Source organism: Butyrivibrio sp. MB2005, assembly GCF_000424285.1.
Taxonomy (GTDB): domain Bacteria; phylum Bacillota; class Clostridia; order Lachnospirales; family Lachnospiraceae; genus Butyrivibrio.
On sequence record NZ_AUJP01000011.1, the window covers coordinates 179,512 to 192,356 of the forward strand.

12 protein-coding genes are annotated in these 12,845 nt (G+C 43.3%); all 12 read left to right on the forward strand.

The window, feature by feature from the left end:
- Positions 1 to 17 precede the first annotated feature (17 nt).
- The 12 genes from G610_RS0107535 (at position 18) to G610_RS0107590 (ending at position 12,835) form a co-directional block, all read left to right on the forward strand.
- The gene (locus G610_RS0107535; RefSeq protein WP_026524305.1) at positions 18 to 797 is read left to right on the forward strand and encodes a flagellar biosynthetic protein FliR; all 780 of its coding nucleotides are present in this window, start codon (positions 18 to 20) and stop codon (positions 795 to 797) included.
- Positions 784 to 1,932, forward strand: a complete 1,149-nt coding sequence (gene flhB / locus G610_RS0107540; protein WP_026524306.1) for a flagellar biosynthesis protein FlhB — start codon at positions 784 to 786, stop codon at positions 1,930 to 1,932. The genes G610_RS0107535 and flhB overlap by 14 nt, the downstream gene beginning before the upstream one ends.
- Before the next feature lie 157 nt (positions 1,933 to 2,089).
- Positions 2,090 to 4,153 (forward strand): flagellar biosynthesis protein FlhA, encoded by a 2,064-nt coding sequence (gene flhA, locus G610_RS0107545; RefSeq protein WP_051197820.1) that lies wholly within the window; start codon positions 2,090 to 2,092, stop codon positions 4,151 to 4,153.
- A 1-nt stretch (position 4,154) separates the two neighbouring features.
- A complete protein-coding gene (gene flhF / locus G610_RS0107550) occupies positions 4,155 to 5,462 on the forward strand; it encodes a flagellar biosynthesis protein FlhF (RefSeq protein WP_026524308.1) in 1,308 nt (435 codons plus the stop codon).
- Between the two features lie 70 nt (positions 5,463 to 5,532).
- The gene (locus G610_RS0107555; protein ID WP_026524309.1) at positions 5,533 to 6,450 is read left to right on the forward strand and encodes a MinD/ParA family protein; all 918 of its coding nucleotides are present in this window, start codon (positions 5,533 to 5,535) and stop codon (positions 6,448 to 6,450) included.
- Positions 6,451 to 6,476: 26 nt separating this feature from the next.
- Positions 6,477 to 7,199, forward strand: coding sequence for a flagellar brake protein (locus G610_RS0107560; RefSeq protein WP_026524310.1), 723 nt, complete (start codon positions 6,477 to 6,479; stop codon positions 7,197 to 7,199).
- Positions 7,200 to 8,276, forward strand: a complete 1,077-nt coding sequence (locus G610_RS0107565; RefSeq protein ID WP_026524311.1) for a protein-glutamate methylesterase/protein-glutamine glutaminase — start codon at positions 7,200 to 7,202, stop codon at positions 8,274 to 8,276. It abuts the gene before it with no gap.
- Positions 8,277 to 8,426: 150 nt separating this feature from the next.
- Complete coding sequence (locus G610_RS0107570) at positions 8,427 to 10,613, forward strand: chemotaxis protein CheA (RefSeq protein ID WP_026524312.1); 2,187 nt, start codon at positions 8,427 to 8,429, stop codon at positions 10,611 to 10,613.
- 52 nt (positions 10,614 to 10,665) lie between these two features.
- Complete coding sequence (locus tag G610_RS0107575) at positions 10,666 to 11,145, forward strand: chemotaxis protein CheW (RefSeq protein WP_051197822.1); 480 nt, start codon at positions 10,666 to 10,668, stop codon at positions 11,143 to 11,145.
- Positions 11,146 to 11,172: 27 nt separating this feature from the next.
- A complete protein-coding gene (locus G610_RS0107580) occupies positions 11,173 to 11,811 on the forward strand; it encodes a chemotaxis protein CheC (protein ID WP_026524314.1) in 639 nt (212 codons plus the stop codon).
- Between the two features lie 11 nt (positions 11,812 to 11,822).
- Positions 11,823 to 12,308: a chemotaxis protein CheD gene (locus G610_RS0107585; RefSeq protein ID WP_026494497.1), complete on the forward strand. Its 486-nt coding sequence runs from the start codon at positions 11,823 to 11,825 to the stop codon at positions 12,306 to 12,308.
- The gene (locus tag G610_RS0107590) at positions 12,305 to 12,835 is read left to right on the forward strand and encodes a hypothetical protein (protein ID WP_026524315.1); all 531 of its coding nucleotides are present in this window, start codon (positions 12,305 to 12,307) and stop codon (positions 12,833 to 12,835) included. The genes G610_RS0107585 and G610_RS0107590 overlap by 4 nt, the downstream gene beginning before the upstream one ends.
- Positions 12,836 to 12,845 lie beyond the last annotated feature (10 nt).

Below are 12,845 nucleotides of genomic sequence, written 5' to 3' on the forward strand. Positions count from 1 at the left end.
GTGTGGGGTAAGAGGATTTGATAGATTACAGCTTCACCTTTGGTGATCTTGAAATATTTTTGCTTATTCTTGTAAGGGTGACTATGTTTGTTTATGTGGCACCCTTTTTCAGTATGAGTAATACACCTCAATGGGTAAGAATATGCTTTTCCATGTTTCTATCCATTCTTTTGTATGGTACTGCGCCGGTTCAGACACTGGATTACGATACGATACTTGGCTTTACCGTAATTGTTGCCAAGGAGTTTTTTACAGGACTTTTAATTGGATATGCGGCTCAGATTTGCACCATGATATCGACGCTGGCAGGTCAGGTAGTGGATATGCAGGTGGGCTTGTCCATGGTTCAGATCATGTCTCCCGGTTCAAGAGAGCAGGTATCTGTTTCAGCAGGTATTTATCAGTATGCATTTATGGGAATGATGCTTGTGAGCGGTCTTTACAGGTATCTTGTATCAGCCCTTGCTGATTCTTTTACACTTATTCCTGTAAACGGCGCTGTGTTCCACTCGGATAAGCTTCTTGATTCCATGCTTACATTTTTTGGTGCTTATATGGTTATTGGATTTAGAATCTGTCTTCCGATTTTCATTGTTACATTTGTGGTTAACGTTATTTTAGGCGTGCTTGCAAGAGTAGCTCCTCAGATGAACATGTTTGCCGTAGGTATGCAGCTTAAGCTTATTTTGGGACTTACTCTTATGTATATGACCAGCACACTTTTATATAATGCATCTGACTTTATTTTTACCAATATGAAGGTGCTTATGAGGGCATTTATTGATGATCTTATTTGAAGAAGCGGGAAAATTTAATACAGAAATGCTTCTTTGTTATGATCTGCAGTTCTTTGCAGATGGCCCCGGCGGTGAGAAAACTGAAGAGCCTACCGCTAAAAAGCTGCAGGATGCAAGAGATGAGGGACAGGTTGCGAACAGCCGTGAGGTTGGAAATGCGGCCGGCCTTCTTGCGCTTTTTATTTTGCTTAGACTCCTTTATGGATATATGGCAGAGAGCTTTACGGGAATGTTCAACTATGTGTATGGGCAGATCCCGGAGTTTACCACCATGTACGATGGCTTATTGCCGCTTCAAAATATTAAGACCGTAATGAATCAAGCTTTAGTCAGAGTGTTTATGCTGGCATTTCCTTTTTTTGCTGCGGCTATTCTGATAGGACTTATTGCAAACATAGCGCAGGTAGGATGGAAGATCACTACCAAACCTTTACAGCCAAAGCTGAGCAAGCTGAACCCTATAAGCGGTTTTAAAAAGATTTTTTCTACAAGATCTATTTTTGAGCTGTTCAAGGCTATCGGAAAAATAATAATCATTGGCTTTGTTGTATATAACTATTTTACAGGTGTTTCTGCATCGCTTTTTACGCTTTATGATATGCCTCTGTCACAGGCGATCGGCCTCATGGGGCATACGGTCATAGATATCGGAATCAGAATAGCTGCCGTTTATGTCATAATCGCAGCTGCGGATGTTATTTTCCAGCGCAGGAAATTCCGTAAGGATATGATGATGACCAAGCAGGAAGTAAAAGATGAATACAAGAACACTGAAGGAGATCCTCAGATCAAAGGCCAGCAGAGAAGAAGGATGCAGCAGGCTTCCCAGCGCCGTATGATGCAAGAACTTCCCAAAGCTGACGTAGTCATCACCAACCCTACTCATTACGCTGTTGCAATTTCCTATGACGCCGATCTTGACGAGGCTCCGAGAGTTATTGCCAAGGGTGAAGATTATCTGGCTCAGAAGATAAAAGATGTAGCTAAGGAAAACAATATTGAAATCGTAGAAAATAAGCCACTGGCACGTATGCTTTATGCAAATGTTGAGGTGGGCGAGTTTGTACCTCCGGAGCTTTACCAGGCTGTCGCAGAAGTCCTTGCTTTCGTATATCACCTTCAGGGCAGGGTATAAGGTCACAGAGCCTGCTTTTAAACTATATTTGCTCGAAAATTAATATTTTGACATAGATGTTATACTTGTGCTTCATTTTTCTCTTGAATACAAGATATAGTATGCGATATACTAGAAGTGTATAAGTATGTAAAAATGGGGAAAGGGGGAGCATTAGATGAATAACATCCTTGAAACTATCAGAAAACGTGCATTTGATTACGGCGTTGCACTTTATTTCGTTGCGGCTGTAATGATGCTTATTATCCCCATTCCGACATGGCTGATGGACTTCCTTCTCGCCTTCGATATGTCACTTTCTTTTGTCATATTGTTTACGGCGATGTTCTCTAAGGAAGTTTTGGACATGTCATTCTTCCCTACAATCCTTTTGTTCACCACAATATTCAGAATAGCGCTTAACGTATCATCCACCAGACTTATTCTTACAGGTGGTGATGCCGGTAAGGTTATCGAAGTATTCGGTTCCTTCGTTGGTGCAGGTGACCTGATCATTGGTGCCATCGTTTATGCGATGCTTATCCTTGTTCAGTTCATGGTAATCAACAAAGGTTCTGAACGTGTAGCTGAAGTATCAGCCCGTTTCACCTTGGATGCTATGCCCGGTAAGCAGATGGCTATCGATGCCGACCTTAATACCGGCGCTATCACAGATCAGGAAGCTAAGGAGAGACGTGAGAAGATCCAGAACGAAGCAAGCTTCTTCGGTGCCATGGACGGTGCTACGAAGTATGTTAAGGGAGATTCCGTTGCCGGCCTTATTATCACCGTTATCAATATCGTCGGTGGTATTTTGATGGGCGTTTTGAGACAGCAGCTTCCTATCACAGAGGCTCTTGATAAATATTCAATCCTCACAATGGGTGATGGTCTTGTAAGTTCAATTCCTTCACTTCTTGTATCACTCAGTACAGGTATCCTTGTAACCAAGGGTAGTAAAGAGGCTGATTTTGGACCTGCCCTTATCGGACAGTTATTTGGCATGTCCAAGACCTTGTATCTTGTAGGTGCGATTGTGGCAGCCCTTGGTATACTTACACCTTTGCCCAATGTTCTTTATATTCCTCTTGGCGGATTTGTGGCAGCCCTTGGCTTTATGATGGACAGACAGAAGACCGTTGCTCATACAGAGGAAGAGGTAATGGCAGAGGAGGAGCAGCAGGCAGAGGAGATCAGACAGCCTGAGAATGTTACCAGTCTTTTGCAGGTTGATCCCATCGAGCTTGAGTTTGGTTATGGAATTATTCCCCTTGCTGATGTAAATCAGGGCGGTGACCTTCTTGACCGTGTCGTAATGATCAGAAGACAGATTGCTCTTGAGCTTGGTACCGTTGTTCCTATTATCAGACTTAGAGATAATATCCAGCTTAATCCGAACCAATACATAATTAAGATAAAGGGTATACAGGTCAGCGATGGCGAGATTCTGTTTGACCACTATATGGCTATGAATCCCGGCAATGCGGATGAAGAGATCACCGGTATTCCTACTTACGAGCCTTCCTTCCACCTCCCTGCAACATGGATCACAGAGAGCCAGAGGGAGAGAGCGGAGTCTCTTGGTTATACTGTTGTTGATCCGCCTTCAATCATTGCTACTCACCTTACAGAGGTTATCAGGAATCATATTGCTGAGCTTCTCACCAGACAGGATGTACAGAATCTTGTCAACAATCTCAAGGAGAACAATCCTGCTCTTGTTGATGAACTTACACCCAAGCTTATGTCTCTTGGTGAGATTGAGAAGGTACTTCAGAATCTTCTCAGCGAAGGCATATCCATCAGAGATCTTGTTACTATTTTCGAGACTCTGGCAGACTATGCACCTTCAACCCATGATAGTGATATCCTCACAGAATATGTGAGACAGAGCCTTAGAAGAGCGATATCAAGTAAATATTTCTATCCCGGTGAGACCACCAGTGTTATTACGCTTGATCCCAAGATTGAGAAAGAGATCATGGATTCTGTTAAGCAGACAGAGACCGGCGCGTATATCACCCTTGATCCCGCCAGGACAAAGGCAATACTTAAATCAGTTGGTGAGCAGGCCAAGAAGCTTGAGGATGCAGGCAGAGTGCCTATTATCATGACATCACCTATAGTTCGTATGTACTTTAAGAAAATGACTGAGGATTATTACAAGGATTTGATCGTGATATCCTACAACGAAGTAGAACCTAATGTTGAAATGCAGTCAGTTGGGATGGTAGCGGCATAATATGATTATTAAAAAATATACCGGAAAAACTGAATCAGAGGCTACGGAAATTGCGAAGAAGGAGCTGGGTGACAACATAGTCATAATGAATGTACGCCCGGTGAAAAAGAGCGGCTTCTTTGCTATTTTTGCTCCGCCAAGAATAGAAGTGACGGTAGCACTTGAAGATGAGCCCTCCAAGGTGACAAGGCCCATAAGACCCAATAATGTGCAGCCGCAAAAGACAGTTAAGCCTGCCCAACCATCTAATGCCAGCATTGGTGAAAAGCTCCTTAAAGCCCAGGAATCAGGCGAGATTCCGCCTCTTAAGGTGGGAGCTTCTGATCACGAAGAGGTGACTTCCAAGAACCATGACAGAAGAGAATCAGAGCCTGCCAAGACTGTCACTGAGTCTGTGAATGAAGATAACAGCGCAATCGAGGAGAAGCTTGACAGTCTTCATAACCTTATTGAGAAGAACCTTAAAAATGAGAAGGATGAGGATAAAGAAGAGAGTAATACTCTTTCTGAAGAGACAATTACTTTTGTTAAGGTTCTTTACAATTCGCTTATTGAGAGCGAGGTTGACGAGGTTTATGTCAACCAGCTTACAGATGAAGTTGAAAAAGTCAGCAAGCCCAATATTCCTATGGATTATGTACTTGCTAATGTATATCAGAAAATGGTTCTTAAATTTGGTGCGGCTGATACCATAAAGCCTCCGTCATCCGAGGGACCAATCGCTGAGATTTTCATAGGCCCTACAGGTGTTGGTAAGACCACAACCATTGCCAAGCTTGCATCAGAACTTAGAATCAATCAAAAGAAAAAGGTTGCACTTCTGACTGTGGATACATACAGAATCGCTGCTGCAGATCAGCTCAGAACCTATGCCACCATCATGGAGATCCCTTTCCGTGTTATTTATTCTGTTGATGAGATTAAACAGGCTGCAGAAGATTTCAAGGATTATGATTACATTATGGTGGATACCGCAGGTCACAGCCTCCACAACGAGGAACAGAAGCAGAATATGGTGGGCTTTATCAAAGCCCTGGAAGAGCTTGTAGAAACAGAGAATTATCTTGTTTTGAGCGCAACCACCAAGTACAGAGATCTTATAGAGATAGCAGATGGTTATTCGCAGCTTGTCCGTTATAAGCTTATTTTCACCAAAATGGACGAGACCAGTTCTGCGGGTAATCTTTACAATATTCACATGCACACGGGAGCTCCCATGTCCTATATTACAAATGGTCAAAATGTTCCCAGTGATATTGCTGTTTTTGATGCGCAAAGAAGTGTTAAGAGCTTATTGAGCGGTCATTAAACGCTATACTAATTTACAATAAAATGTCGACATTTTTACAGATTTTGATAAAATAGAAACAGGTATATTTATGGATCAGGCTGAACAGCTTAGAAGAATAATTAAGGCAGAAAATGCCCCTACAAGGCCGCTTGCCAGAATAATTACCGTTACAAGCGGTAAGGGAGGCGTAGGTAAGTCCAATGTGGCTATCAATCTTGCGATACAGTTTCGCAGAATGGGTCAGAGAGTAATCATACTTGATGCGGATTTTGGACTTGCTAATATTGAGATAATGTTTGGAACAGTACCCAAGCATAATCTAAGCGATCTTATTTATCAGGGCAAAAATATAAAGGATATCATTACCTGGGGACCTGAAGGCGTTGGATTTATTTCAGGCGGTTCCGGAATCTCGGGAATGTATGATTTAAGCAGGGACTATCTTGTTTATATAATTGTTAATCTGGCAGAACTAGATGCAATTGCAGATACGATAATAATCGATACAGGTGCGGGTATTTCCAATGCCGTAATGGAGTTTTTGGTTGCAAGTGGTGAGATCATTCTTGTTACCACTCCCGAACCCACTTCCATTACCGATTCATATTCGCTTTTGAAGGCACTTAATCAACAGCCCAGATTTTCAAAGGAAAACACCATGATCAAGGTTGTATCCAACAGGGTAGCTTCCACTGAAGAGGGACAGCAGCTCTTTAACAAGCTCAATGCTGTTGTTGCCAGATATTTGAAGCTTCCGCTTTCGTATCTTGGAGAGATACCACAGGATCAGAGTCTTGCAAGAGGCGTTATGCAGCAGACTCCTGTTTCAATACAGTATCCCAACGCAAAATCGGCGAAGGCGTTTGAACAGATTGCAGCGAGACTTACGGACAAAAATGCAGCGGATATTATCAAGCCGCGCGGAATGGCTGCATTTTTCTCGCATATTATCACAGGCAGGAAATTAAACGAAAAAGGTTCCGGAGAGCAAAATTCCGGTCAATAAAATAAAGGTAAGAGGGGTACCTGAAAATGCTTGCGGATTATATATCGCCCGGTAACAAAATCGAGCTAAAGGCAATCGGCAAGGTCTGGATGGATGAGGACAGTCGCACACGTAAAATCCATCTGAGTAAGATTACAGACGTAATCTCGGAGGACAGGATAGAAGTACTGATGCCAATGGATAAAGGCAAATTGGTGCTGCTTCCTGTGGATGGGGAGTACAGTCTGTGTTTCTACAGCTCAAGAGGACTGTTCCAATGTTACGGAAGGATCGTTGACCGATACCGAAGCAACAACGTCTATATTCTTGTTTTGGATCTTCTGAGTAATCTGCAGAGGCTGCAAAGACGAGAATATTACAGATTTAGCTGTGCACTTGAACTGAAATCCAGGATTTTCTCCGAGGAAGAGGTAGAAGCCATCCGCAGAAACTGGGGGCTTTTAATAGGCACAAGCAAACCGCTGCAGCGAAGCGTGATAGTAGATATCAGTGGTGGTGGTTTACGATTTGTCGCTAACTTCCAATATGAGGAGGGCAGCACGATTTATTGTGCGTACAGACTACCAGGAAATATTAATAATGTTGAGTATGAAATGGTGTGTAACGTACTAAGGGTACAGGAACTTGAAAACAGGCCCGGACTGTATGAACACCGCATACAGTACGCCTACATTGACGAGACTTCCAGAGAAGATATTATTCACTTTATCTTTGAGGAAGAACGAAAAATTAGAAAGAAGCAAAACTAAATGTCGAAAAAAATTTTATTAGTTGATGACTCTGCACTCATGAGAACCGTCCTTAGTGATATTATAAACTCAGATTCAAGATTTCAGGTTGTAGATAAGGCCAAAGACGGTATTGAAGCTCTTGAGTTGCTGAAAAAGAATTCCTATGACGCAGTTATACTCGATGTAAACATGCCTCGTATGGACGGAATTACGTTACTCAAAGAGATCAATAAGAATAAGATCAGAGCAAAGGTAATGATGTGTAGTACCGACACCAAAGAAGGTGCGAAGGTTACATTGGATTCCCTTGAACTTGGCGCTCTGGACTTCATTCATAAACCGGATCGTGCTTCGGAATGCCGAGGCGACGATTTCACTAAAACACTTATCAGGACACTCGATGCGGTATGCGAATCGAAGGCTCCTGTGATAAGTACGAAGGCTTTCTCACTCGATGAAATGAAAGCCTCTCGTAAGGTGGTGGAAATCGTCGGCAAGCATGCAGACAAGGTCACCGGCAATCGAATCGTTGCGATTGCAAGCTCTACGGGCGGCCCTCGTGCGCTTCAAGCGGTTATTCCCAAACTTCCTAAAAACTTAAAAACACCGGTTGTACTTGTACAGCATATGCCGGAAGGCTTCACAGCTTCACTTGCAGAAAGACTTGATTCTCTTTCTGAGATAAGTGTAAAAGAAGCAGCGGAAGGTGATGTTCTTCAGGCTGGTACAGTGTATATCGCAAAGGGCGGTAAGCACATGCATATAATTACATCCGGCGGCAAGCACACCATTCACTATGTAGATGGTCCTACAAGAGAGGGCGTAAGACCATGTGCAAACTTCATGTATGAATCTCTCATGGATTCTGATTACGACACGATTTGCTGTGTTGTACTCACAGGAATGGGTGCAGATGGTACAGAAGGAATAAAAAATCTGAAATCGGTTAAAAAAGTACATGTCATCGGACAGGATGAAGCGTCCTGCACAGTTTATGGCATGCCTAAGGCAGTGGCAACAGCTGGTCTGGTCAATCAGGTCGTTACACTTGATGACGTAGCCCAGGAAATAATAATGAACGTTGGAGTTAAGTGATCACCTGATGAAGTTCCTCACGAACCTGGTGTACCACTTAGTTACATCGAAGACTTTAGACTAAGATGTAACTTCCCGTGTTGTTTTTCGACGCCTGGTTCCCGATTACTTCTCGAAAACGTTCGCTTTTCTTATGGAGGTAAAGGGATTATGGATGTTTCTCAGTATCTAGGCGTCTTTCTCGACGAATCAAAGGAGCATCTGCAGACGCTGAATGATGCAATCATGCAGCTTGAGCAGGATCCGGAGAATGAGGATGTTATTAATGATATCTTCCGTTCTGCACATTCCATGAAGGGAATGGCAGGAACCATGGGTTATACAAACATGCAGAATTTGACCCATGATATGGAAGATGTCTTCTCTGACGTGCGTAACGGCACGCTCAAAATTGACAGTAGTATGATAGACACCCTTTTCCAGTGTCTTGATGCTATTCAGGCTTACGTAGATAATATCACAGAGTCACAGGACGAAGGATCTGAGACCAACGCAAACCTTATTAAAGCGCTTGCAGATATAAGAGCAGGTGGCGGAGCAGCAGCGCCCGCAGCACCTGCAGCAGCTCCTGCAGCTGAGGCAGCACCCGCTGCAGCAGAAGCGGCACCCGCAGCAGCACCTGCAGCAGCTCCCGCAAACGGACCTGCTCCCGATGCTGATCCTACAAAGGATTTCAGGGCGATCAAACTTGATCCTGATGCTAAGGGCAGCCTTGAGGATGCAAAAGCAAGCGGCAAGAAAATCTTTGGAATCAATGTCAAAATTCAGGATTCCTGTATTCTTAAAGCAGCAAGAGCATTCCTCGTATTCAAAGGACTTGAGGAGATCGGTGAAATTGCGGCTTCTGAACCTTCTACCCAGGATATTGAAGACGAAAAATTTGAATTTAACTTCAGCATGATCATAACCACTGATGAGGATGATGTTGGCAAGATCAGAGAGATTGTCAAGAACGTTTCTGAAATAGAGGATTGTGAGATTGGTGAATTTGATCCCAGTACTGCAAGAAGTACTGAAGATCCTGAACCTGCAGCTGCAGCAGCGCCCGCAGCACCTGCAGCAGCGGCACCCGCAGCAGCACCTGCAGCTGCAACACCGGCAGCACCTGCAGCAGCTCCCGCAGCTAAGCCTGCAGCAGCACCTGCAAAAGATGCTGGCGGCAAGAAGCCTGTTGGTAAGCCTGTTGTTAACAGAACAGTCCGTGTTGATATCGACAAACTTGATGTTCTCATGAACCTGGTTAGTGAGCTTATTATCGCTAAGAACTCACTTATATCAGCAGCAAATTCAGCTGGAATAGTAAGCGGATCAGTTAATGAGCAGATTGAGTATCTTGAAAGCGTAACAACCAACCTTCATGAATCAGTCATGAAAGTTCGAATGGTTCCTATCGAGAGCGTACTGCAGAAGTTCCCGAGAATGATCCGTGACCTTAATAAATCACTTGGCAAGAAGATGGAACTGACCATGACCGGTGAAGATACTGAAATGGACAGAACCGTTGTAGATGAGATCGGTGATCCTTTGATGCATCTCCTTCGAAACAGTGCAGACCACGGTATCGAGTCAGCAGAGCTCCGTGCAGAGCGCGGTAAGCCTGAAGAAGGACAGATTTTCCTTCATGCATATCAGGATGGTAACAGCGTTGTTATCGAGGTTGGTGATGATGGTAATGGTATCGATGCAGAAGCAGTAAAGAATAAGGCTATTGAAAAGGGCGTAATCACTCAGGATCAGGCTGATTCCATGTCAGAGAAGCAGGCTGTTGAGCTCCTTTTCCATCCCGGATTCTCAACTGCCAAGCAGGTATCTGAAATTTCCGGACGAGGCGTTGGTCTTGACGTAGTTAAGTCCAAGGTTGAATCCCTCTCCGGTGAAGTTGATGTTAAGACTAAGCTCGGTGAAGGAAGTACATGGATCATCAGACTTCCTCTTACACTGGCTATTATACAGGCTCTGATGGTTATCGTAGGAAACGAGAAGTATGCGATTCCTCTTGATTCCATCCAGAGTATTGAGGATGTTGCTCCCGCAGACATTAAGACAGTTGAGAACAAAGAAGTTATCAACCTCCGCGGCAACGTAACTCCTATCATTCGTGTTAACAGAGCTCTTGAAACTGAAAGCACAAAGGCTGAGGATGAAGATCTTGTTGTTGTAATCACCAGAAAGGGTGATCAGCAGATCGGTCTTGTAATCGATGAACTGATGGGACAGCAGGAAATCGTTATCAAGCCTCTTGGTAAGTATATGAGCAAATGTCGTATGATCAGCGGCGCTACAATCCTTGGTGATGGTGAGATCGCTCTGATCCTCGATACAAACCAGCTCGCGTAACCTTCAGCTTTGTGATTATTGCGTCGAAAGTCGCAGGAAAGGGTAAATAACTATGAATGAACTTAGAGATACACAAGACATGGGTGAACTTATTCAGTATATAGTTATCCGTCTTGGCGAAGAACAGTATGGAATAGATATTAAGTACATTGACAATATTGTGCGTATGCAGCAGATAACAAGAGTACCTCAGGTAGCTCATTATCTCAAAGGCGTTATCAATATCCGTGGTGTCATTGTTCCTGTAATGAGTCTCAGACTTAAAATGGAAATGGATCCGGATGAGATTACCGATAAGAGCAGAATCATCATTCTTAAAGCAGAAGAAGATACACTTATCGGCATCATAGTTGATCAGGTTAACCAGGTACTTACGCTTGGAAGTAAGAGCATTGAAAAGGTTACCTATAGTAATGATAAAGGCAAAAAGATCAACAGCTTTATCAGCGGCGTAGGTAAATATGAAGGTGGTCTCGTTTCTATACTCGATCTTAACATGGTTGAGATGGAGGAAGACAAGGTAAAAGCGTAAACAGCTAGAGTATGAGGAGGAAAATCTTTGAGTGAGATGAGTTTGGACAATCTGTCCAGTCAATACTTTGATGTACTCAAGGAGCTTGGAAACATCGGTGCCGGTAACGCTACGACAGCACTTGCACAGATGCTTAATACAAAGGTGGATATGTCTGTTCCACAGGTAAAGCTTCTTGACTTTAAGGATGTTGGCGACCTTATGGGTGGAGCAGAGCAGATAATGACCGGTATATATCTTAGCGTTGAGGGAGATATAAACGGAAGTATCATGTTCCTGCTTGGAATGAAGGCTGCCAGACATCTGGTAAATATGCTCATGGGGATTAAAGACAAGGATGAAAGTGTTCCTTTTGATGAGACTGAGCTCTCAGCAATTAAGGAAGTTGGAAACATCATTACAGGTTCATATCTGAACTCTCTGTCAATGATAACCAACTTGAAGCTCCTGCCTTCTGTTCCATTTATTGCGATTGATATGGCCGGTGCAATACTTTCAGTTCCGGCGATAGAATTCGGCATGATGGGAGATAAGATTCTTTTGATCGAGACCAGCTTCTTCGATGAAGAGACACTCAGTGGATATTTTATCCTGCTTCCTGATATGGATGGTTACAGTAAGATACTGACATCACTTGGCATGGGTGATATCACAGTTACAGGATAAGGAGCTAATGCATGAGCCAAATAATCAAGGTTGGTATGGCTGATCTTAATATTTGCGTAAGTCCTGACGGGATAACGACATTGGGCCTTGGTTCCTGTGTGGGTATAGCTGTAAGAGACCCTGTGACAAAAATTGGTGGCCTTGCACATGTAATGCTACCTGATTCCAAAGAAATTAAGAATAACTCCAACATTCCTAAATTTGCCGACACGGGCATTGAGGAACTCATAAAGCAGGTTGTTGCAAAGGGAGCAAACAGATCAAGACTGGTTGCCAAAATTGCAGGTGGAGCGCAGATGTTCGCTTTTAGCTCATCAAATGCAACCATGCGTGTCGGTGAAAGAAATGTTGCAGCGTCAATTAAAAAACTAAAGGAGTTGAATATTCCGATATTGGCGCAGGATACAGGGGAATCTTATGGTAGAACGGTTATTTTCTACCCGGAAAATGGAGATTTTGTCATAAGAGCTGTCGGTAAGCCGGAAAAGACTATATGAGCAAAGTAGAAGAAAACAGCGAAGAAAAATTAGAAGAAACATCAGAAGAACAATCTGAAGATTCTAAAAAGGAAAAAGAGAAAAAAGTAAATGTAAGAACTGAAGTTATTGTCAAGACGGAAGCGCCAAAAACAAGACTTATAACCGCTTTTGTAATGCTGTCAGGCAGTTTGTTTGTAGCAATTTTCACTTACCTTCAGCATTACGATATCGGGAAATGGCTTACAACACTTTTTGTTTCTCTTGTCATTTTTACTGTAGCCGGACTTCTTCTTGAGTGGCTTGTATCACACTTCAATGGCCTCGTTCAGGCCAGAGATGATGCTATTAGCGTTCAGGAAGAAGCTATAGCTGCAAGAGAGGCAGACGAACTTGCAGCTGCGGAGGCTGCGGCTGAAGCGGAGAGGCTGGCTGCAGAACAGGCAGCCCTTGAAGCTGAGGAGGGACTACAAAATACACCGAATGACTATGCGGATTTCGGGGAAAGCGATGAATTCGTAGGTATCGACGATACTGAAGAATTTTAACAAGGAAAAT

What these genes read in the sequence shown, in the direction of transcription:
- flhB (WP_026524306.1), top strand. Translation starts at nt 784, where the DNA reads ATGATCTTATTTGAAGAAGCGGGAAAATTTAATACAGAAATGCTTCTT.
- flhA (WP_051197820.1), top strand. Translation starts at nt 2,090, where the DNA reads ATGAATAACATCCTTGAAACTATCAGAAAACGTGCATTTGATTACGGC.
- flhF (WP_026524308.1), top strand. Translation starts at nt 4,155, where the DNA reads ATGATTATTAAAAAATATACCGGAAAAACTGAATCAGAGGCTACGGAA.
- G610_RS0107555 (WP_026524309.1), top strand. Translation starts at nt 5,533, where the DNA reads ATGGATCAGGCTGAACAGCTTAGAAGAATAATTAAGGCAGAAAATGCC.
- G610_RS0107560 (WP_026524310.1), top strand. Translation starts at nt 6,477, where the DNA reads ATGCTTGCGGATTATATATCGCCCGGTAACAAAATCGAGCTAAAGGCA.
- G610_RS0107565 (WP_026524311.1), top strand. Translation starts at nt 7,200, where the DNA reads ATGTCGAAAAAAATTTTATTAGTTGATGACTCTGCACTCATGAGAACC.
- G610_RS0107570 (WP_026524312.1), top strand. Translation starts at nt 8,427, where the DNA reads ATGGATGTTTCTCAGTATCTAGGCGTCTTTCTCGACGAATCAAAGGAG.
- G610_RS0107575 (WP_051197822.1), top strand. Translation starts at nt 10,666, where the DNA reads ATGAATGAACTTAGAGATACACAAGACATGGGTGAACTTATTCAGTAT.
- G610_RS0107585 (WP_026494497.1), top strand. Translation starts at nt 11,823, where the DNA reads ATGAGCCAAATAATCAAGGTTGGTATGGCTGATCTTAATATTTGCGTA.
- G610_RS0107590 (WP_026524315.1), top strand. Translation starts at nt 12,305, where the DNA reads ATGAGCAAAGTAGAAGAAAACAGCGAAGAAAAATTAGAAGAAACATCA.